Raw genomic sequence first — 20,602 nt, forward strand, 5'->3', positions numbered from 1 at the left:
GTGAGCTCCGGCGGAGACTACTCGAACGGAATCCTCGTGCGGCTGCGCGGCGCGATCCGGTCTCTGCGGCCCGCGGAGCAACGGGTCGCGCGGGCGGTGCTGGCCGACCCCCAGGGCGTCGCGGACCGGCCGATCGGGGTGCTCGCCCGTGAGTGCGGCACCTCCGAGGCCACCGTGCTGCGCTTCTGCCGGGCCATCGGGCTGCGCGGTTATCCCGAGCTGCGGATCGCGCTCGCCCGCGAGGCGACGCTGGAGGCGTCGCGTGCCGAAAGTGCCCGCCCACTCGACGGCGACATCAGCGCCGACGATCCGCTGGAGAAGATCGTCGCCAAGATCGGCTACAGCGACTCCCGCGCGGTCGCGGAGACCGCCGAGCATCTCGACATCGCCACCCTGGAGCGCGCGGTCGACGCGATCGCCGGGGCCCGCCGGGTGGATCTCTACGGCGCCGGGGCGAGTGGCTTCGTCGCGGCCGATCTGCACCAGAAGCTGCACCGGATCGGCCTGATGGCGTTCGTCTGGCAGGACTTCCACAGCGCGCTCACCTCGGCCGCGCTGCTGCGCGCGGGCGACGTCGCGATCGGCATCTCGCACACCGGCACCACCGTCGACGTCCTGGACGCGCTGCGGCTCGCCGCCGACCGGCAGGCGACCACGATCGCGATCACGAACTTCGCCCCCTCGCCGATCACGGAACTGGCCGACATCGTGCTGAAGACCGCGGCCCGCGAGACCCCGTTCCGGTTCGGCGCGATGGGCAGCAGGATCGCCCAGCTCACCGTCGTCGACTGCCTCTCCGTCGGGGTGGCCGCCCGGCGCACGTACGACGAGACCCTCACCGCCCTGGAGGACACCTTCCGCGCGATCAGCGGCCGCCGGCGCAAGTAGGGCACTCTTCCGGAGAAAAGCGATCGCCGGCGGGCCGTCCCCCCAGAGGCCCGCCGGCGACGTTCGTGGGCCGTCAGCTCGTGGGCGACTTCTCCGCGAGCGTGGTGGTGATGGTGGTCTCCTTGCCGTCACGGGTGAAGGTGACGGTGACCTTGTCGCCGGGGCGGGAGCTGCGGATGGTGCCGAGCACCGCCTCCGCGCTGTCCACCAGCTTGTCGTTGATCTTGGTGATCAGGTCGCCCTCCTTGAGGCCGGCCTTCTCCGCCGGGCTGCCGGCCGTGATCGAGCTGACCACCGCGCCGGACGCGCCGCCGACCGCGTCGGCCACGCTCACGCCGAGGAACGCGTGGGTCGCCTTGCCGGTCTTGATGAGCTGGTCGGAGACCAGCTTCGCGGTGTTGATGGGGATCGCGAAGCCGACGCCGATGTTGCCGGAGCTGGAGCCCGAGGTGGCGATCGCGGTGTTGACGCCGACGACCTGCCCGGAGGAGTTGACCAGCGCGCCGCCGGAGTTGCCGGGGTTGATCGCGGCGTCAGTCTGGATCATGCCGCCGATCGTCGTGCCCTGGCTCTGCGGCTGCTGCTGCTCCATCCCCCAGGGGAACTGCTGCTGCTGCTCCTCGGGGGCCTCGGTGAGCGTGCGGTCGAGCGCGCTCACGATGCCGGAGGTGACCGATCCCTCCAGGCCGAGCGGGCTGCCGATGGCGAGGACCGCGTCACCGACCTGGAGCTTGTCGCTGTCGCCGAGGGAGGCGGGGGTCAGGCCGGACACGCCCTGTGCCTGGATGACCGCGAGGTCCGTGAGAGGGTCGGTGCCCTTGACGACGGCGTTGGCGGTCTTGCCGTCGCTGAACTTCACGGTGACCGTGCCGCCGCCCCCGCCGCCCATGCTCACCACGTGGTTGTTCGTCAGGATCAGGCCGTCGGCCGACAGGATGACTCCGGATCCCTCGCCGCCGGCCGTGGCGGTCTTCACCTCGATCGACACCACCGACGGCATGATCGCCTTGGCCACCGCGGCGATCGTGGTGGTCGAGGAGTTGGACACCCCCTTGACCACCGGGCTCGCGATCACCGTCTGCCCGCCGTTCACGCTGTTCGCGACGAGGGCCCCGGTGACCCCGCCGCCCAGTGCCACGGCCACGAGGGCGAGGCCCGCGCCCGCCTTCTGGCGGGCGGTCAACGTGGCCTTCCGCGCCGGAGGCGGCGGAAACTGCGCCGTGTCATAGGAGCCGCTCCCGTAGGCGCCGTACGACTGGTACGCCCCGGTGTACTGCCCGTGCTGCGGCGGGGTGCTGCCGAACTGGCTCCAGCCGTGACCGGGGAGTATCTCGGTGTTCTCGTTGCCGGGAACATGCTCAGGTGAGCTCATCGCCATCCCCCTCAATGGATTCGCCGGTGATCCCGGCTCTCCGCCGGTACACGTAATACGATGACGCATCGGCGATAAGGTCTCGCTAAGCGATCAGCGTGGGGATCCCCGAGCGCCCTACGCGTACTTTATGTCAGCTCGTCCGCGGCCAGTACTCGTCCCTGAGCAGGCGCTTGTACAGCTTGCCCGTGGGGTGGCGGGGCAGCTCGTCCCGGAAGTCGACCGACTTCGGGCACTTGTAGTGGGCCAGGCGTTCCCGGCAGTAGGCGATCAGCTCGGCCTCCAGAGCGGGACCGGCGCCCGCCGGGTCCGCCGGCTGCACCACGGCCTTGACCTGCTCGCCCATCTCGGGATCCGGCACCCCGAAGACGGCCACGTCGGCCACCTTGGGATGCAGCGCCAGCACGTTCTCGGCCTCCTGTGGATAGATGTTCACCCCACCAGAGATGATCATGTACGAGCGCCGGTCGGTGAGGTAGAGGAACCCGTCCTCGTCCAGGTAGCCGATGTCCCCCAGCGTGGTCCAGCCGCGGCCCTTGGGGTCCTGGACCGACGCGGTCTTCTCGGGGTCGCCGTGATACTCGAACTTCGGGCCGTCGGAGAAGTAGACCGTGCCGTGCTCGCCGGGCGGCAGCTCGCCGCCGTCCTCGTCGCAGACGTGGGCGACCCCGAGCAGCGGCCGGCCCACCGTGCCCTTGTGCGCGAGCCAGTCCTCCGGCCCCGCGTACAGGAAGCAGTTGCCCTCCGTGCCCGCGTAGTACTCGTGGATGATCGGCCCCCACCACTCCATCATCCGCTCCTTGACCTCGACGGGGCAGGGCGCGGCGGCGTGGATGGCGCAGCCCAGCGACGACAGGTCGTAGCGCCGGCGCACCTCCTCGGGCAGCTTGAGCATCTTGACGAACATCGTGGGCACCCACTGCGCGTGGGTGACCCGGTGCCGCTCGACGAGCGCCAGCGCCTCCTCGGGGTCGAACCTCTCCATCACCACGACGGTCGCGCCGAGGCGCTGGAAGGACATGCTGTAACGCAGCGGAGCGGCGTGGTAGAGCGGCGCGGGCGACAGGTACACGCTGTCGGCCGAGGGCGCGAACAGGAACTGGATGAGCTGCACCAGGGCTCCGGGGGCCTCCAGCGGCGCCCGGCTGAGCGGCGGCTTGACCCCCTTGGGGCGTCCCGTGGTGCCCGACGAGTAGAGCATGTCGGCGCCCTGGCACTCGTCGTCGAGCGGCGTCGCGGGCTGCCCCGCCACGGCCTCCTCGTACGAGGTGAAGCCGGGGGCGACGCCGTCGACCATGAGCCGCAGCTCGACCCCGGGCGTGGCCTCGGTGACGGCGCTCGCGACACCGGCGAGCTTCGCCGAGGAGATGAAGACCCGCGCCCCGCAGTTGTCCACGATGTACGACAGCTCGTCGGCCTGGAGGCGGGAGCTGATCGCGGTGTAGTACAGGCCCGAGCGGTGCGCGGCCCACGCGATCACGAGGAAGAGCGGATGGTTCTCCAGCATGAAGGCGATGTGATCGCCAGGCTTCAGGCCCGCGGCCCGCAGTAGATGGGCCAGCCGGTTGGATTCCTCGTCGAGTTCACGAAAGGTGATCACGCGGCCGGTGCCCGCCATGATCACCGCAGGCTTGTCCGGCGTCACCGCCGCGATCGCCCCAGGGTGCATAACCGAACGTTACTCGGTTTGCTTTCCGCGCGGTAGGCGCGAGTTCCCGATGCGTCCGGTCAGCTCTCCAGCGCCCGATAAGGGTCGCGCAGCGGCCTCGCGCGCTCGGCGAACGCGGCCTTGATCTCCGTCATCTTCGGCCCCGGCGCGTAGAAGCGGCCCTTCGTCTCGCCGTACGGCTGGAGCCACCCGGTGGCCGCCAGCTCGCGCAGGTCGCGGGCCGCCTGGCCCTGGCTCAGCCCCTCGTCGGCCTGGTACATGCCCCGGCGCAGCCGCCTGGAGACGAACACCTGGTAGAGCGCCGAGACCGTGCGCGGGTGCAGGCCCTGCGTCCCGGTCCGCTCCTCCAGCAGCATCCACACCTCGCCCGCCTCCGCGAGCCGGCGTCCCACCCGCTGCGCCTGCATGTGGTGGCAGCGCAGGACGAACCGCACCCACGAGAGGGTGTCCCCGTGCGGGCCCCACCGGCCGCGTCCCACCTCGCCCAGCACGTCGTAGTAGTCGTAGGTGGTGCGGCCCTCGCCCAGCCACTCCTCGATCGAGGCGAACTCCGGCGTGGTGATCTGGTCGCGGCCGAGCACGAGCGTCTGCAGCGCCCGCGACATGCGCCCGTTGCCGTCCCGCCATGGGTGGATCTTGACGAGGTTGAGGTGCGCCATGGCGGCGCGGACGTAGCTGGGCGCGTCGAGGTCGCCCCCGTTGAGCCACTCGACCAGTTCCGCTAGCAGGCCGGGGACCTGCTCGTGGTCCGGGCCCTCATAGACCACCTCACCGGTGGCGGAGTTGCGCACGTAGATCCCGCCGGGCCGCGCCACACCCGGCGTCTTGTCCACGTGGTGGCCGATCATCATGAAGTTGAGCCCATGAAGCAGGCCCACGTCATAGCGGAAGGCCCACGCCCGCGACAGGGTGCCGATGTAGGTCAGCGCCTGCCGGTAGCCGGCGATCTCGCGGGCCACGGCGGTCGACGTCTCCAGGGGGTCCTCACCGGACATGATCGACTCGATGTCCTCGACGCTGGCGTGGTAGCCCTCGATGGAGTTCGACCCCTGGATCGCCCGCGCCTGCAACTGCCGCCGCAGCAGGCCGTCCCAGCGATGCGCCTCGGCCAGCCGATATTTCAGGTCGCGCCGCATCTCCTCGATCTCGGCGAGCACCTTCTCGTCCGCGGCCTCCAGTGCCGGCGTGCCGTACAACATGGAGTCATGACAGCATGGACGAATCATCCGGTCAAGCGACTGGATGATTCGTCCATGTATGTACGCGTCAGGCGGCGGGGATGACCGAGCCCTTGAACGTGTCCTCGATGTACTTCTTCACCTCGGGGCCGGTCAGCAGCCCGACCAGCGTCTTCACGCGCGGGTCGCTCTCGTGCCCCTGCGCGACGACCAGGCCGTTGGCGTACGGGTTGCCCTCGGCCTTCTCCAGCACCAGCGCGTCGGAGGACGGGTTGAGGTTCGCCTCCAGGGCGTAGTTGCCGTTGATCACGGCGGCGTCCACGTCGTCGAGCGAGCGCGGGAGCTGGGCGGCCTCCAGCGGGCGGAAGGTCAGGTTCTTCGGGTTGCCGGTCACGTCGCGCTCCGTCGCGGCGGTGCCCACGCCGTCCTTGAGCGTGACCACGCCGTTGTCGGCGAGCAGCTTGAGCGCCCGGCCGAGGTTGGTGGCGTCGTTGGGCACCGCGACCGTGCCGCCCTGCGGCAGCGAGGCGAGGTCCTTGACCTTCCTGGAGTACAGGCCGAGCGGCTCCAGGTGCACCGGGGCGACGAAGCTCAGCTTGGTGCCCTTGGAGGCGTTGAAGTCGTCCAGGTATGGCTTGTGCTGGAAGTAGTTGGCGTCGAGCTGGCCGTCCTGGAGCTGCAGGTTGGGCTGCACATAGTCGCTGAACTCCACGATCTCCAGCTTCAGGCCCTTCGCGGCGGCCAGGTTGTCGGCCACGTACTTCAGGATCTGCGCGTGCGGCACCGGGCTCACGCCGACCTTGAGCGGGGCGTCCGCCGCCGCCGTGCCGGAGGCGGTCGCGGTGTCCGGAGACGAGGACCCGCAGGCGGACAACACGAGCGCGACCACGGCGGCGATGACGAGGCCGAGCGTTCTACGCATGGGACAGAACTCCTTCAATGGGTTAACGGTGAGAAAGTCGACGGGCGACGGCGTCGCCCAGGGTCTGCGCGAGCTGCACCACGACGACCAGGACGACCACGGTGACGACCATGAGGGTGGTCTCGAACCGCTGGTATCCGTAGCGGACGGCGAGGTCGCCGAGACCGCCGCCGCCGATCACCCCGGCCATGGCCGAGTAGGAGATGAGCGTGACCACGGTGACGGTCAGCCCGGCGACCAGGCCGGGCAGCGCCTCGGGCAGCAGGACGCGCGCCACGAGCGTCACCCGGCCCGCCCCCATCGCCTCGGCCGCCTGCACGATGTCGCGGCCCACCTCGCGCAGCGCCGTCTCGACCAGCCGGGCGAAGAACGGCACCGCGCCGATCGTCAGCGGGACCACCGCGGCGGCGGTCCCGATCGTGGTGCCGGTGAGCACACGGGTAACCGGGATGACCGCGATCATGAGGACGATGAAGGGCAGCGACCGCCCCACGTTCACGACCAGGCCGAGCACGCGCCGCACGGCGGGCGCGGGGAACAGCCCGCCCCGGTCCGTCCCGGCGAGGCAGACGCCGAGCGGCAGCCCGAACAGGACGGTGAACAACGTGGACCAGCCCACCATCACCGCGGTCTGCCCGGTCGCCTCCCACAGCAGGGGGCTCATCTCCGACCAGGTCATGCGTCCTCCTCCACCAGCAGGCCGCGCTCGCGCAACTCCGCGAGGGCGGCAGCCGTACCGGCTCCGGTGACCCGCAGCCGCAGCCGGCCCGCCGGGACCCCGGCGACCTGTTCGACCGCGCCTGCCGCGATGGCGACGTCCACGTCGTGCGTACGCGCGAGACGCGACAGCAGGGTCTGGTCCGCGGCCAGGGCGACCGTCACAGTGCCGGGCTCGGCGGGCGGCAGCGGGAACAGCTCGGCCGCCAGGCGCGACCCGGGGGTGGCGAGCAGCTCGGGGATGGGGCCCGCCTCGGCGATCCGCCCGTCACTCATGATCGCCGCCGAGTCGCAGACGGCCTTGATGACGTCCATCTCGTGGGTGATGAGCAGGATGGTCAGCCCCAGCTCCCGGTTGAGCCGCCGGAGCAGGGCCAGGATCGACTGGGTCGTGGCGGGGTCGAGCGCGGAGGTGGCCTCGTCCGACAGCAGCACCGACGGCTCGGCGGCGAGCGCCCGCGCGATGCCGACCCGCTGCTTCTGGCCGCCGGACAACTGCGCGGGATAGGCCCCGGCGCGGTCGGCCAGGCCCACGAGGTCGAGCATCTCCGCGACGCGCCGGGCCCGGGCGGCCCGGCCGACGCCCATGACCTCCAGCGGGAAGGCCACGTTGCCCGCCACCGTGCGCGACGACAGCAGCGCGAAGTGCTGGTGGATCATGCCGATGCGCTGGCGGGCGCGGCGCAGGTCGGCCGCGCCGAGGGCGGTCAGCTCGCGCCCGTCGACGGTCACCACGCCCTCGTCGGGACGTTCGAGCAGGTTGACGCAGCGCAGCAGGGTGCTCTTGCCGGCGCCGCTGCGCCCGAGCACGCCGAAGACCTCGCCCTTGCCGACGTGGAGGTCGACGCCGTCGAGCGCGACGACGTCGCCGTAGGCCTTGCGCAGGCCGGAAACCGTGATCACTTGCTGTCCTTCGAAGACGTTTGGGCCGACTCCGTTTCGCCTCGCGAACGTGCGGCTAGCACGTGCCGGGCGGGAAGGGCAGATGCGTGATCCGGCGCAGGATCAGATCGGGCGGCGGGGAGAGCGTCATCGGTGAGTGCCTTCGTGGAGAGGGTGCGGATGGACGATGTTCAGGCCGCGGGACACCCTCGCTCGGGCGGGTTCACCAGGTTCGATACGCTCACGACCGGCTGAAACAGAAGCGGGCTAATCCTTATTCCGTACCGGAAATGTGTCCTTTGTCACTGGGGGAAAGGCTCGCGTCACAGGCAAAGGCCCGCGCCTCCGAGACGACGGAGACGCGGGCCGGGTGGGGTGGGTCAGGCGACCGCCTGCCGGGCGAACGAGGCCGGAGTGAGGGCCAGGTCGAGGGCCTCGCGCACGTCGCTCACCGCGTGGACGGTGAGGTCGGCCAGCACCTCGGCCGGGACGTCGTCCAGGTCGGGCTCGTTGCGCGCCGGGATGAGCACGGTGGTGATCCCCGCCCGGTGGGCGGCCAGCAGCTTCTGCTTGACCCCGCCGATCGGCAGCACCCGCCCGGTGAGGGACACCTCGCCGGTCATCGCCACGTCGGCGCGGACCGGCCGGCCCGACAGCAGTGAGGCCAGCGCGGTTGTCATCGTGACACCGGCCGACGGGCCGTCCTTCGGCACCGCGCCCGCGGGCACGTGGATGTGCACCGACCTGTCCTTGAGCGACCCGACCGGCAGCTCCAGCTCTGCGCCCCGGGACCGCAGGAAGGACAGCGCGATCTGCGCCGACTCCTTCATCACGTCGCCCAGCTGACCGGTCAGGGTCACACCGGTCGCCCCGGTCTCCGGGTCGGCCAGCGACGCCTCGACGTAGAGGACGTCGCCGCCCGCGCCGGTCACCGCGAGGCCGGTCGCCACGCCCGGCACCGCCGTACGCTGCCGGGCCTCCGGCAGGGACGACTCGGGCACGTGGCGCGGCCGGCCCAGGTAGGAGACCAGGTCGTCGGCGGTGACCGTCACCGGGAGAGCGGCCTCGCCGAGGGCGACCTTCGCCGTCACCTTGCGCAGGACCCGGGCGATCGAGCGCTCGAGAGAGCGGACGCCGGCCTCGCGGGTGTACTCGCCGGCCAGCCGGCGCAGCGCCGCCTCCTCCACCGCCACGTCGTCGGCGGTGAGGCCCGCCTTCTCCAGGTTGCGCGGGAGCAGGTGGTCGCGGGCGATGGCGACCTTCTCGTCCTCGGTGTAGCCGTCGAGCGTGACGATCTCCATGCGGTCGAGCAGCGGCCCGGGCACCTGCTCCAGCACGTTGGCCGTGGCGAGGAACAGCACGTCGCTCAGGTCGAGCTCGACCTCCAGGTAGTGGTCGCGGAACGTGTGGTTCTGCGCCGGATCGAGCACCTCGAGCAGCGCGGCCGTCGGGTCGCCCCGGTAGTCGGCGCCGACCTTGTCGATCTCGTCCAGCAGCACGACCGGGTTCATCGAGCCCGCCTCGCGGATGGCGCGGACGATGCGGCCGGGCAGCGCCCCCACGTACGTGCGCCGGTGACCGCGGATCTCCGCCTCGTCGCGGACGCCGCCGAGGGCGACGCGGACGAACGTGCGGCCCATGGCGCGGGCGACCGACTCGCCGAGCGAGGTCTTGCCGACTCCGGGAGGGCCGGCCAGCGCGAGGACGGCGCCGCTGCGACGGCCGCCGACCACGCCGAGGCCCTGGTCGGCCCTGCGCTTGCGCACCGCGAGGTATTCCACGATGCGGTCCTTCACGTCGTCCAGACCCGTGTGGTCGGCGTCGAGCACCGCGCGGGCCCCGGCGATGTCGTACTCGTCGGTCGTGTGGACGTTCCACGGAATGTCGAGCACGGTGTCGAGCCAGGTGCGGATCCAGCCGCTCTCGGGCGACTGGTCGGAGGCCCGCTCCAGCTTGTCGACCTCCTTGAGCGCGGCCTCCCTGACCTTCTCCGGCAGGTCGGCGGCCTCGATGCGGGCGCGGTAGTCCTCCTCCTCGTCGGAGGGGTCCCCGTTGAGCTCGGCGAGCTCCTTGCGCACGGCCGCGAGCTGCTGGCGGAGCAGGAACTCGCGCTGCTGCTTCTCCATGCCCTCCTGGACGTCCTTGCGGATCGTCTCCGCGACGTCCAGCTCGGCAAGGTGGTCGCGGGCCCAGCCGACCAGCTTGTCCAGCCGCTCGGCCGGGTCGGGGGTTTCCAGCAGCAGCAGCTTCTGCGGCGTCTGCAGCCAGGGGGCGTACCCCGCGCTGTCGGCGAGGACAGCGGGGTCCGTGATCTGGTTGACCGCGTCGACCACCTGCCACGCGCCCCGCTTCTGCAGGATCGTGGTGGTGAGGGCCTTGTACTCCTTGGCGAGCTCCTCGGCCCTCGGCCCTGTCGTGACCGGCTCCAGCACGGTCGCCTCGACCCACAGCGCCGCGCCGGGACCGGTGGTGCCGGTGCCGACCCGCATGCGGTCGACGCCGCGGACCACGGCCGCGGGCTCCCCGCCCGGCAGGCGGCCGACCTGTTCCACGACGGCGCTCACCCCCACCGGGCCGTAGCGGCCGTCTACGCGGGGCACCAGCAGCACCGTGCTCTCGCCACTGGCGCGGGCGGCGTCGATGGCGGCGCGGACCTCGGAGGCCGACAGATCGAGGGGCACGACCATGCCGGGCAGGACGACCTCGTCGTCGAGCGGGAGGACGGGAAGGATCTGGGACATCAGCACTCCACTAGGTTGAGTTATGTCGGCTCAACTAACAGGAGTCCGATCCTGTTCCCTGTTCTGCGTCAGTTCGCTGTGAGCGATCGTAATCGTGTAATCCGCCTTGCCGCGACGACGCACTCACTCCCCCGGGTAACGCATGATGTGGTCCATGACATCCGGAAATATCCGGCTTCGCTCGGCGCCAGGCCGGTGGGTGCTGCTCACCACGGTCCTCGGGTCGGGCATGGCGACGCTCGACGGCACCGTGGTCAACGTGGCCCTTCCCGCCCTCGGGCGCGACCTCCACACCGGGATGTCCGGCCTCCAGTGGACCGTGAACGCGTACACACTCACCATGGCCGCGCTGATCCTGCTCGGCGGGTCGCTGGGCGACCGGCTCGGCAGGCGGAAGGTCTTCGTCGCCGGGGTGGTCTGGTTCGCCCTGGCCTCCGCCCTCTGCGGGGCCGCGCCGAACACGCCCGTGCTCGTGCTCGCCCGTGCGCTCCAGGGCATCGGCGGGGCCCTGCTGATCCCCGGGTCCCTGGCGATCATCCAGGCGAGCTACGTGCCGGACGACCGGCCGCGCGCCGTCGGCGCCTGGTCGGGACTGGGCGGCGTGGCCGCCGCCCTCGGGCCGCTGCTCGGCGGCTGGCTCGTCGAGGCGGCCGGCTGGCGGTGGGTCTTCCTGCTCAACCTTCCGCTCGCGGCCGTCGTGGTCGGCGTCGCCGCCCGGCACGTGCCCGAGACCCGGGACGCCGGGCCGCACGGCCGCTTCGACGTGCTCGGGACCGTCCTCGCCGCACCCGCGCTGGCCGGACTTACGTACGGCCTGATCCTCGCGGGCGACGGGCTGGTGCCGCTGGCCGCCGGGCTCGTCCTGGCCGCGTGCTTCGTGGTGGTGGAGATCAGGCGCTCCCCCCGGTCCCTCGTCCCCGTGGGTGTGTTCGCCTCGCGGGAGTTCACCGCGGTCAACGTCGTCACGCTGGTCATGTACGCGGCGATGGGCCTGGTGTTCTTCCTGCTGGTCGTCCAGCTCCAGGTGTCGGCCGGGTTCTCTCCCGTCGCCGCCGGGTCGGCGATGCTCCCGGTCACGATCCTCATGCTGCTGCTGTCGCCCCGGGCCGGCGAACTGGCGAGGCGGGTGGGCCCGCGCCTCCCCATGACGGGAGGGATTTTCCTGTGCGCGGCCGGACTGCTGCTAATGAGCCGCATCTCCCCGAACTCGTCCTATCTCGCCGACGTGCTGCCCTCGGCGGTCGTGTTCGGGCTCGGCCTGTCCGCCGCCGTCGCCCCGCTCACCGCGACCGTGCTCTCCACGGCGGAGGAACGGTACGCGGGCGTCGCGAGCGGGATCAACAACGCCCTGGCCAGGACGGGCGGCCTCCTGGCCGTCGCCGCCGTCCCGCCGTTGGTGGGGCTGGCGGGGGACGCCTACGACTCCCCGGCGGCGTTCACCCGGGGGTTCCACACCTCGATGCTGGTCGGCGCGGCCATGATGGCCGTCGCGGCGGTCGTCACGTTCGTCACGATCAGGACGAACGTCCTCGCGGCCGCGTCCGAACCGCCCGCCCCCGGCTGCCCGGTCGACGCACCACCCCTCGACCCCCGCTCTCCGTCAAGTCGAGGCACCTGAGGAGTTCGGGCACTAGACCAGCAGCGTCTTGAGGTCCTCACGCAGGGCGGCCGCATCGCGGAAGTGGACGGCGGCGAGCCCCGCCTGCTCGGCCGCCGCGACGTTCTCCAGCCGGTCGTCCACGAAGACGAGGTCGCCGGGGGCCACTCCGAGCCAGGCCACGGTCTCGTGGAAGATCTCCGGCTCCGGCTTCACCAGGCCCATCCGGCCGCTGTAGAACCGCGGGCCGATCGGCCGCATGAACGGCAGCGCGTCGATGCCCTCGGCGACGCAGACCGGCATGTTGGACAGCAGCGCCATGGGCACCCCGACGGCGGCCAGCTCGTCGATGATCGCCACGGTCTCCTCGTTGGGCCGCGACCAGCTCGCCGCGTCGAGGGCGACGACCACGTCAAGCTCGGCTCCGTCCATCGGCCTGCCGTACACGTGGGACCAGTAGGCGGCCGGGTCGAGCGTGCCCCGGTCGAAGTCGAGCCGCACCTCCCAGTAGCGGTCCTCGAACCCCGGATCACCTCCCGCCATGCGCGCGACGTCCTCGGGGGCCTGGGGAAGCGACACGACGTTGCCGTAGTCGAAAAGCACAGTCTTCATGGTCGTACGATCATAACCGGTGTTCGTAACTCAGGCCACGTAGGGCTTGAGGTACGCGTTGGCGCTCCCGCAGCGCAGGTAGTTGCGCACGGTGTGGAAGTCGAGCCAGTCGATGTCGCAGGAGACGTCCCGCTCGACGCCGTCGAAGCACGACGCGAGCACGGCCGGGATCGCGGCGATGTCGTCCTTGTCGGCGATGTTGATCCAGCGGCGCACCCCCGGCGGGCGCGCCCCTCGCCCCCGGACCGGGACCGGCGCGAGCCGCTCGAAGACCACGTCGCGCATGCCGAGCGGGCTGCCCAGCGTCACCAGCAACTCGACCGACAGATCGGGGTGCGCCCACAGCGCCTCGTACGTCACGACGCTGCCGAGGGAGTGGGCGACGACCACCCGGGGGCGGCGCCTGCGGACGACGTCGGCCACCGCGTCGCGGGCCCGCACCCGCGGGTCGCCGCCGCCGAGATAGGCGGCCACCTCCGGGCAGAAGTCCTGGGCGAACCGCACCGCCTGCGGGCCCATCCTCGCCAGCAGCCACCCGGCCAGCCGGTGCGCGAGACCGGTGAGCGACTCCCCCGCCGCGTCGCGGAACGGACCGCCGAGCTGGGCCGCCCAGTCGGCGAGGACCAGCTTGGCCGGCGCCTCCATCTGCCGCGGCGGCTTCGGCGGCCCGCTGTGCAGGTGGTGGGCGTAGTAGGCGATCTCGGCGAAGTACTCGCCGGCGCCGTCCGCCCGGCCGGTGAGACCCTGGTGCAGGTAGGCGTTCCACTTGGCCCGCATGACCTCGGCGGCGCCGCCCGCCGACCCGCCGGCCTCCTCGTAGTAGTGGTACTTGCCGATGCCGTGGACGCCCACGATCGAGGTCATGCTCCCCGCCCGTCCCTGTCGCCTGGAGTACGGGGGCCACTGTGCACGACGCGATGGACCGCGACAACCCGCAGCCGCGTTTACGGTGATAAATGGAGAGCGGCGGTGATATTCACCCCGATAAGTTGGTCGTCCCGTCTGTACGCCAGAGGAGAGAAAGGGAGAGAACCGATGTCAGGCCCGTTGCACGTGCGCGGCTCGATCGTCGTGCCCGAGGCGGAGCTCGCCTGGCGCTTCTCCCGCTCGTCCGGCCCAGGCGGCCAGGGCGTCAACACCACCGACAGCCGGGTCGAGCTGAGCTTCGACCTCGCGCGCACCACCGCCCTCGGCCCGGCGCTCAGGGCCCGCGCGCTCGAACGGCTCGCCGCCCGCGTCGTGGACGGCGTGATCACGGTGGCGGCCTCGGAGCAGCGCTCGCAGCTGCGCAACCGGGAGGCGGCGCGGGAACGGCTCGCCGCCCTCCTCCGCGACGCGATCGCGCCGCCGCCCAAGCGGCGCCGTCCCACCAAGCCGTCGAAGGGCGCCGTCGAGCGCCGCCTGGCGGCCAAGAAACAACGCTCCGACCTCAAGCGCCTGCGTCGCACGGAGGACTGAGCCGCGACGCGCTCTCGCGCAGGTGCCGGATGCCCATGTCCAGCGCCGCCTCCAGGTGGGTGACCCGGCCGGTGGACAGATGGAGCAGCACGCCGCCCTGGATGCCCGCGAGCAGCGCGGCCGCCGCCTGCACGGGATCGATGCCCGGGTCGATCTCGCCCGCGGCCTGCATGTGCCGCACGCCGGCCGCGATCTCCGCCTCCCATCGGAGCATCAGTTCGGTCACCACGGCCTGGGCGCCCGGCGTGCTGTGGCCCACCTGCGACATCACCACGTTGAGCGGGCACTGCCGCCCCTGCTCGCGGTAGCGCTCCACCACGCGGTCGCGCCAGGCCCGCCAGGCCGCCCACGAAGTGAGCTCGCCGAGGTAGGGCTGCTGGTCGGCGAGCACCCGGTCGGCTTCGAAACGGGCCACGGCCAGCAGCAGCTCCTCCTTGCCGCCGGGAAAGTAGTGGAACAGCTGGCTCTTGCTGGTGCGCGTACGGGCGCGCACGTCGTCGAGGGTGGTGTCCATCACCCCGCGCTCGCGGATCGTCTCGGCCGCGCCCTCGACGATCCGCTGCCGCGTGGCGGCCCCCTTCGTGGTCAGCGTCCGCACCGCGTCCTCCTTCGGACCGACTCTCTGGACTTACTGGTCCATTCTGCCGAGATGGGCGGCGATGGCGTCCTCCCAGGAGCGCAGGAACGCCGGGTAGCCGGCGGCGAAGGCGGCCAGATCGGCCTCGGCCGCGGCGGTGAGCGGGGTGAGGTCGTAGGTGACCGTCACGTCGCTGTGCCCGCGCTCCCCCCGGGCGAGCGTGACGCCGACAGTGCCGGCGTGGACCCCCTCGCGCACGCGGGCGTAGGAGACCGACCGGCCGGGCTCGCGGTGCAGGACGATCCACGTGGTGGCCGCGCCGTCGGCATGGGTCTGGAAGACCGTGCCGGGCGCCGTGTCGTCCGTGACCCGTTCCGGGAACCGCGGCTCCCATCCCTCCACCCAGTCCCGTTCGCCGTACGGGGTGAACAGCCGGAACGCCTCGGCGGGCGCGAGCGCGACCCGGAGACTGCCGGTGAGGCGGCGGCGTCGCGGCCCGGCGCTCACCTCTCCTCCAGCCGGTGGGCGTCGGCGGCCGTGAGCGTCAGGCCGTAGACCTCCTTGAGCTGCCCGATCTTCGCGAGGGTCTCCGGCCCGAACGGCGCCTTGCCCTCGAAGGCGTGCAGGACGATTCCCTCCACGAGGTCGCCGAGGGACATGTCCAGGTATTCGGCCAGGCCCTTGAGGACCTTCAATGTGTTGCGCTCGACACGAAGGCCGGTCTGCGCCCGCTGCACTGTTACCATGGTAACAACGTACCACCCCTATGCGGACAGGCCGGCCGCGTCGAAGACGAAGGCGCCGCCGACGACCGTGGCGAGCACGGCGACGTCCTTGATCCGCTCGGGGGCGACCGCGAACAGGTCGTCGCCCAGGACGACGAAGTCGGCCAACTTGCCGCGCGACAGCGTGCCCTTGTGCCGCTCCTCCCCCGCGGCGTACGCCGAGCCGACCGTGTACGCGCGCAGCGCCTGCTCCACGGTGAGGGACTCGGCGGGGGTGAACGGCACGCCGCTCGCCGTACGGCGGTTGACCAGGTCGTGGATGCCGAGCAGCGGGGCGCCGTCGGCCACCGGGCAGTCGGAGCTGCCCGGAACCACGATGCCGGCCTCCAGGAACGACCTCTGCCGGTAGCAGCCGAGGGAGCGCTCGGAGCCGAGGGCGGCGAGCATGCCGTCGCCGAGCTCGGAGACGAACCGGCCCTGCGGCACCGGGATGACGCCGAGCCTGGCGATCCTCGCCACCTGGGCGTCGCTGGTCACCGCGCAGTGCTCGATGCGGTGGCGGGCGTCGGGCCGGGGATCGCGCGCCTGCGCCTCCTCGTAGGCGTCGAGGACCACGTCGACCGCGTGGTCGCCGATGGCGTGGGTGGCGATCTGCCAGCCCGCGGCGTGCGCCCGCAGGATGAAGGCGCGCAGCGCCTCGGCGTCCTGCTGCAGCAGTCCCCGGTTGCCCGGCTCCCCCTCGTAGTCGCAGCACATGGCGGCGGTGCGGCCGATGAGCGAGCCGTCGGAGAACAGCTTGACCGGCCCGATCCGCAGCCGCTCGTCGCCGATGCCGGTGCGGAACCCGAGGTCGAGCCCGAACCAGCCGTCGCCGATGTCATGGAGGTTGGGCGAGCCGGGCATCAGCGTGGCCCGCTGCGGCAGCACGCCCCGCCGCACCGCCTCCTGGAAGGCGGCGAGGTCCCAGGCGCCGTTGCCGGCCAGACCGCGTCCGATGCCCGGCTCGGTGAAGCTGGTCAGGCCCTCACCGGCCGCCACCCGGCCGGCCAGCGCGATGCCCTCGACGAAGTCCTCGAACGGCACCGGGCGCAGCACGGCGTCCGCCAGGCCCTGGGCCTGTTCGGCGAGCAGCCCGTCGGGCCGGCCGTCGGCGTCCCGCCCGACCGTGCCGCCGGCGACGTCCGGCACGTCCTCGACGCGGTCGAAGCCCATGCGGGCGAACGCCGCCGTGTTCGCGACGCCCATGTGGCCCGAGACGTGCTGGAGCCAGACGGGCCGGCCCCCGGCCGCCCGGTCGAGCGCCTCGCGGCTCGGGTGCAGCCCGCCCAGCTTGTTCTGGTCGTAGCCCGCTCCCTTGACCCACGCGTCCCGCGGCAGGCCCGCGGCACGCTCGGCGACCTTCGCGTACAGCTCCTCGAGCGTCCGCACCCGGCCGTCGCGCAGGTCCAGCTCGCGCAGCCGCTGGCCCCGCATGCTCAGGTGATGGTGGGCGTCGTTGAACCCCGGCACCACCGGCGCCCCGCCCAGGTCGACGACGGCCTCGGCGGTGAGCCCGTCCAGGTCCTCGTCCAGCCCCACGATCCGGCCGGCGAACACGCCGAGCCGGGTCGCGGCGGGCCGAGCGGGGTCCAGGGTGGCGAACCGGCCGTTGACGAACAGGACGTCCAGACGCATGGTGCTTCCCTTCGAGGTTGCTCAGGCGGCCGTGGTGACGGGCCGGGCCTTCGCCGCGAGGGCGGAGCGGTACCGCAGGCCGGCGACGCACGCCATCGTCAGCAGGATGATCACGATGTACTGCGCCACGACGAGCCAGATCGTCCCCGACCAGGTCAGCAGCGCCTGCGCGATGAGCGGGGTGGTGCCACCGATCAGCGCGCCGCACAACTGGTAGGACAGCGAGATGCCGGTGTAGCGCACCCTGGCCGGGAACACCTCCGCGAGGAAGCCCGCCAGCGCCGCGTACGACGCGCCGCCGAACACGATGCTCAGGGCGAGGCCCAGCGTGGCCAGCGGCGCGGAACCGGTGCCGACCAGCAGGAACGTCACCGGCGTCATGACGATCAGCACCGTGAACGCCGCCAGCATGAACTTCGCGGCTCCCCAGCGCTGGCCGAGCACGGCCCCCACGGGCTGCGTGACGAACTGCACGACCGACACGACGAGCAGCACGTTCAGCATCGTGCCCTTCGTGATGCCGAGGTCGGTGGTGGCCCACGACAGGATGAAGGTGTTGGTGAAGTAGGCCGACGCGATGCCGACGCCGCTCGCGCCGATGCCGAGCAGCACCAGCGGCCAGGCCGTGCGGAAGACCTCGGCGACGGGGAGCTTGGCGACCTCCCGCTGCTCGCGCATCCGCACGAACTCCGGCGACTCCTCCACCCGCAGCCGGATGACCAGCCCGATCACGAGCAGGACGGCGGAGGCGAGGAACGGGATGCGCCAGCCGTACGACAGGAACGCGTCGTCGGGCAGCAGGTTGACCAGCGCGAACATGCCGGTGGCGAGGATCGAGCCCGCGGGCGACCCCTGCTGGGCGAACGCCGCGTAGAAGACGCGCTTGGGCCCGGCGTGCTCGGCGGCGATCAGCACGGCGCCGCCCCACTCGCCGCCCACCGCGATGCCCTGCACCAGCCGGAGCACGGCCAGCAGCACGGGCGCGGCCATGCCGACGGACGCGTACGTGGGCAGCACGCCCACCAGGGTCGTCGCGCCGCCCATGAGGAGCAGCGTGGTGATGAGTGTGCCCTTGCGGCCGATGCGGTCGCCGAGGTGGCCGAAGACCACACCGCCGAGAGGACGGGCCAGGAACCCGACCCAGAACGTGGCGAAGGACGCCATGACGCCCGCCGTGGGGCTGGCCTCAGGGAAGAACAGCTTGCCGAACACCAGCGCCGAGGCGGTTCCGTAGATGTAGAAGTCGTACCACTCGATGGAGGTGCCGACGAAGGAGGCGATGCCCGCGCCGCGGGCCTTGCTCGTACTCAATTGCGTATCACCAGGGGGACTAGGCGAAGTGATGCAGTCGGGACAGGGGCACCTCGGTGGCGGGGTCCACGTGGACCTCGGCCCCGTCCACCAGGACGGGGTCGGGCTCCCTGGAGACCTCGACCCGCGGGGTCGCCGTGTTGCGGCACATGTCGGCCCTGGTCAGGCCACGCGCGCGGCGGATGGCCGCGTAACGCAGGCCCGCGGGCAGCGCCTCACGGGCGTCCGCGGAGTCCAGCGCCTCGTGGGCGACGAAGATCCGCGACAGGCGGGCCGGCGCGTCGCCGAGCCCGCCGAAGTACGGGCGGTAGATGCGGGGCTGGGTCAGCCGGGTCGAGCCCGAGCCGCTGCCGGACACGCCCCAGGCGACGAAGCCGGCTTTGATGACGAGTTCGGGCTTGGTGCCGAACCACGCCGGGTTCCACAGCACGATGTCGGCCAGCCGCCCCGGCTGGAGGGTGCCGACCTCGTGCGCGATCCCGTGGGCGACGGCGGGGTTGAGTGTGAGCTTGGCCAGGTAGCGCAGCACCCGGGCGTTGTCGGGCCGCGCGGCGTCCGGTTGGCCGGCCCCCGCGCGCAGTGCCTGCAGGTGGGCGAGCTGCCAGGTCCTGCGGATCGTCTCGGCGATCCGTCCCATGCCCATCGAGTCGGAGTTGACGATGCTGATGGCGCCGAGGTCGTGCAGCACGTTCTCGGCCGCGATGGCGTGCGCCCTGATCCGGCTGCGGGTCACCTCGACGTCGCTGCCGATGTGGTGGTTCTGCCGGTGGACGGTCATCGTCATCGGGAACAGCTCGCCGACCGTGTTGGTGGTGTAGGGGATGGTCGGCGTCGTGGACGACGGCAGGATGTTCGGCTCGGAGAGGATCTGGAGCAGGTCGGGGTGGCCACCGCCGCCCTCCACGTGGTAGGCGTGCACCGTGCGGCCCCGGGCGGCGGCGATCGTGTCGGCCAGGTAGCCCGACTCGTTCATCGAGTCGGTGTGCAGCGCCACCGGCAGATCCGCCTGCTCGGCCACCCCGAGGCAGGTGTCCACGATCCGGGGGGTCGCGCCGAAGTCCTCATGGATCTTGAAACCCCCGGCGCCGGCGAGCACGGCCTCCTCCAGCAGCCTCGTCGAGCTGGAGGAGCCGCGGGCGAGGAAGGCGACGTTCATCGGGGTGCCCCGCCACGCGCTCATCAGCGTGTGCAGGTTGTGCGCGGGGTTGCAGCCCACGTCCCAGACGCCGCCGAGGCCCATGCCCACGACGGTCGTCACGCCGGAGGCGAGCGCCGCCGGAGCGATCTCGGGCGAGGACAGGTGCACGTGCGAGTCGATGACGCCCGGCGTCGCGATGAGGCCCTCGCCGGTGACGATCGCGGTGTGCGAGTCGATCGCGAAGTCCCCGCCGCCGATGCTGACGACCCGGCCGTCCTTGACGCCGATGGCCGTCTTGCGCACACCGAGAACGGCGTCGAGCAGCACGACGTTGGTGACGACCAGGTCGAGCGCCGACTCCCGGTCGGCGCGCGGGGAGGCCAGCAGCCCGTCCCGCAGCGTCTTGCCGCATCCGCCCAGCAACTCGTCGCCGTACGGCGTGTCGTCGTGCTCGACCTCGATCCACAGGCAGGTGTCGCCGAGCCGTACGCGGTCGCCCGTGGTCGGGCCGTAGATCCTCGCGTAGGTCTCCCTCGGCATGGTCGTCACGCCTTCACCACCTCCACGAGCCGCTCCACTCCGGGAGGGAAGGCGAGCGCCGTGCCCGCCGGGATGTCCAGGCGCATGCCCTTCGCCCGCGCCCGGTCGAAGGACAGGGCGGGGTTGACCTGGTCGAGCGGGAAGTGCGAGGAGACGTAGACGGTCTGCTCGCCCTCGTTGCGCACGGTGATCCGCCCCCGATCGCGCCCCGCGTTGAGGCGCAGCTCCCCGTCGGCGGTCTCCACCGCGCCGGGGCCGCGCCCGTCCCCCACGCCGAAGGGGGTGTCGACGCAGACCAGGGCCGTGCCGTTGGGGAACAGCGCCTCGACCTGCACCTGCGGCACCAGGTCGGGCACGCCCTCCATCACGTCGTCCGCGGTGAGCAGCGACCGCGCCGCCGCCACGACCTCCTCCAGGGACGCGCCGTCCCAGGCCTGTTCGAGGATCTCGTCGCAGAGCAGGGCGATGGCCTCGGGGGCGTTGAGCCGCCGGCCCCGGGCCCGGCGCCGCCGCGCCAGTTCCGCGACCGTGAAGAGGGTGAGCCGCTCCTGCTCGCGAGGCGTCAGGTGCACAGTCCGCCCTCGCTTTCGTCTCCGCTCAA

19 protein-coding genes are annotated in these 20,602 nt (G+C 71.9%); 3 read left to right on the plus strand and 16 right to left on the minus strand.

What is annotated here, in order from left to right; translation table 11 throughout:
• On the plus strand, positions 1–888 hold the full coding sequence (locus QSK36_RS09310; protein ID WP_285782066.1) for a MurR/RpiR family transcriptional regulator: 888 nt from the start codon (positions 1–3) through the stop codon (positions 886–888).
• 73 nt (positions 889–961) lie between these two features.
• Here the strand turns inward: QSK36_RS09310 and QSK36_RS09315 are convergent, their stop codons facing one another.
• The 7 genes from QSK36_RS09315 to lon form a co-directional block, all read right to left on the minus strand.
• Positions 962–2,260 carry a S1C family serine protease gene (locus QSK36_RS09315; protein WP_183531355.1) on the minus strand — a complete coding sequence of 433 codons (1,299 nt, stop codon included), beginning with the start codon at positions 2,258–2,260 and terminating at the stop codon, positions 962–964.
• A 133-nt stretch (positions 2,261–2,393) separates the two neighbouring features.
• Positions 2,394–3,929: an acyl-CoA synthetase gene (locus tag QSK36_RS09320; RefSeq protein WP_285782067.1), complete on the minus strand. Its 1,536-nt coding sequence runs from the start codon at positions 3,927–3,929 to the stop codon at positions 2,394–2,396.
• A 59-nt stretch (positions 3,930–3,988) separates the two neighbouring features.
• A complete protein-coding gene (locus QSK36_RS09325; protein ID WP_285782068.1) occupies positions 3,989–5,128 on the minus strand; it encodes a Fic family protein in 1,140 nt (379 codons plus the stop codon).
• Between the two features lie 67 nt (positions 5,129–5,195).
• Positions 5,196–6,029, minus strand: coding sequence for a MetQ/NlpA family ABC transporter substrate-binding protein (locus QSK36_RS09330; RefSeq protein ID WP_285782069.1), 834 nt, complete (start codon positions 6,027–6,029; stop codon positions 5,196–5,198).
• Between the two features lie 22 nt (positions 6,030–6,051).
• Positions 6,052–6,708 (minus strand): methionine ABC transporter permease, encoded by a 657-nt coding sequence (locus tag QSK36_RS09335; protein ID WP_285782070.1) that lies wholly within the window; start codon positions 6,706–6,708, stop codon positions 6,052–6,054.
• Positions 6,705–7,649, minus strand: coding sequence for a methionine ABC transporter ATP-binding protein (locus QSK36_RS09340; protein ID WP_285782071.1), 945 nt, complete (start codon positions 7,647–7,649; stop codon positions 6,705–6,707). Before QSK36_RS09340 ends, QSK36_RS09335 begins: the two co-directional genes overlap by 4 nt.
• Positions 7,650–8,008: 359 nt before the next feature.
• Positions 8,009–10,369 carry an endopeptidase La gene (gene lon / locus QSK36_RS09345; protein WP_285782072.1) on the minus strand — a complete coding sequence of 787 codons (2,361 nt, stop codon included), beginning with the start codon at positions 10,367–10,369 and terminating at the stop codon, positions 8,009–8,011.
• A 154-nt stretch (positions 10,370–10,523) separates the two neighbouring features.
• Between lon and QSK36_RS09350 the strand changes: the two genes are divergently transcribed.
• Entirely contained in the window at positions 10,524–11,987 is a 1,464-nt protein-coding gene (locus QSK36_RS09350) for an MFS transporter (RefSeq protein WP_285782073.1), read from the plus strand.
• A gap of 12 nt (positions 11,988–11,999) precedes the next feature.
• On the opposite strand, the gene QSK36_RS09355 is transcribed toward QSK36_RS09350, so the two are convergent.
• Both QSK36_RS09355 and QSK36_RS09360 read right to left on the minus strand, forming a co-directional pair.
• Positions 12,000–12,578, minus strand: coding sequence for an HAD-IA family hydrolase (locus QSK36_RS09355; RefSeq protein ID WP_285782074.1), 579 nt, complete (start codon positions 12,576–12,578; stop codon positions 12,000–12,002).
• A 30-nt stretch (positions 12,579–12,608) separates the two neighbouring features.
• Positions 12,609–13,442 carry a hypothetical protein gene (locus QSK36_RS09360; protein ID WP_139572896.1) on the minus strand — a complete coding sequence of 278 codons (834 nt, stop codon included), beginning with the start codon at positions 13,440–13,442 and terminating at the stop codon, positions 12,609–12,611.
• A 171-nt stretch (positions 13,443–13,613) separates the two neighbouring features.
• On the opposite strand from QSK36_RS09360, the gene arfB reads away from it, so the two are divergent.
• A complete protein-coding gene (gene arfB, locus QSK36_RS09365) occupies positions 13,614–14,036 on the plus strand; it encodes an alternative ribosome rescue aminoacyl-tRNA hydrolase ArfB (protein WP_182902494.1) in 423 nt (140 codons plus the stop codon).
• Here arfB and QSK36_RS09370 read toward each other — a convergent pair.
• Genes QSK36_RS09370 through QSK36_RS09400 form a run of 7 tightly spaced genes read right to left on the minus strand, consistent with a single transcriptional unit; the run spans position 14,008 to position 20,573 of the window.
• A complete protein-coding gene (locus QSK36_RS09370) occupies positions 14,008–14,634 on the minus strand; it encodes a TetR/AcrR family transcriptional regulator (RefSeq protein WP_285782075.1) in 627 nt (208 codons plus the stop codon). The two genes, arfB and QSK36_RS09370, sit on opposite strands and share 29 nt — an antisense overlap.
• 30 nt (positions 14,635–14,664) lie before the next feature.
• Positions 14,665–15,120, minus strand: coding sequence for a hypothetical protein (locus QSK36_RS09375; RefSeq protein ID WP_285782076.1), 456 nt, complete (start codon positions 15,118–15,120; stop codon positions 14,665–14,667).
• Positions 15,117–15,359: a hypothetical protein gene (locus tag QSK36_RS09380; protein WP_183531343.1), complete on the minus strand. Its 243-nt coding sequence runs from the start codon at positions 15,357–15,359 to the stop codon at positions 15,117–15,119. Before QSK36_RS09380 ends, QSK36_RS09375 begins: the two co-directional genes overlap by 4 nt.
• 18 nt (positions 15,360–15,377) lie before the next feature.
• The gene (locus QSK36_RS09385) at positions 15,378–17,012 is read right to left on the minus strand and encodes an amidohydrolase (RefSeq protein WP_285782077.1); all 1,635 of its coding nucleotides are present in this window, start codon (positions 17,010–17,012) and stop codon (positions 15,378–15,380) included.
• A gap of 21 nt (positions 17,013–17,033) precedes the next feature.
• The gene (locus QSK36_RS09390; RefSeq protein ID WP_285782078.1) at positions 17,034–18,323 is read right to left on the minus strand and encodes an MFS transporter; all 1,290 of its coding nucleotides are present in this window, start codon (positions 18,321–18,323) and stop codon (positions 17,034–17,036) included.
• A gap of 19 nt (positions 18,324–18,342) precedes the next feature.
• Complete coding sequence (locus tag QSK36_RS09395) at positions 18,343–20,001, minus strand: urease subunit alpha (RefSeq protein ID WP_285782307.1); 1,659 nt, start codon at positions 19,999–20,001, stop codon at positions 18,343–18,345.
• Positions 20,002–20,006: 5 nt separating this feature from the next.
• Positions 20,007–20,573: an urease subunit gamma gene (locus tag QSK36_RS09400; protein ID WP_285782079.1), complete on the minus strand. Its 567-nt coding sequence runs from the start codon at positions 20,571–20,573 to the stop codon at positions 20,007–20,009.
• Positions 20,574–20,602: the final 29 nt, after the last annotated feature.

The sequence above is a fragment of the Microbispora sp. NBRC 16548 genome, from assembly GCF_030268985.1.
GTDB lineage: Bacteria > Actinomycetota > Actinomycetes > Streptosporangiales > Streptosporangiaceae > Microbispora > Microbispora catharanthi.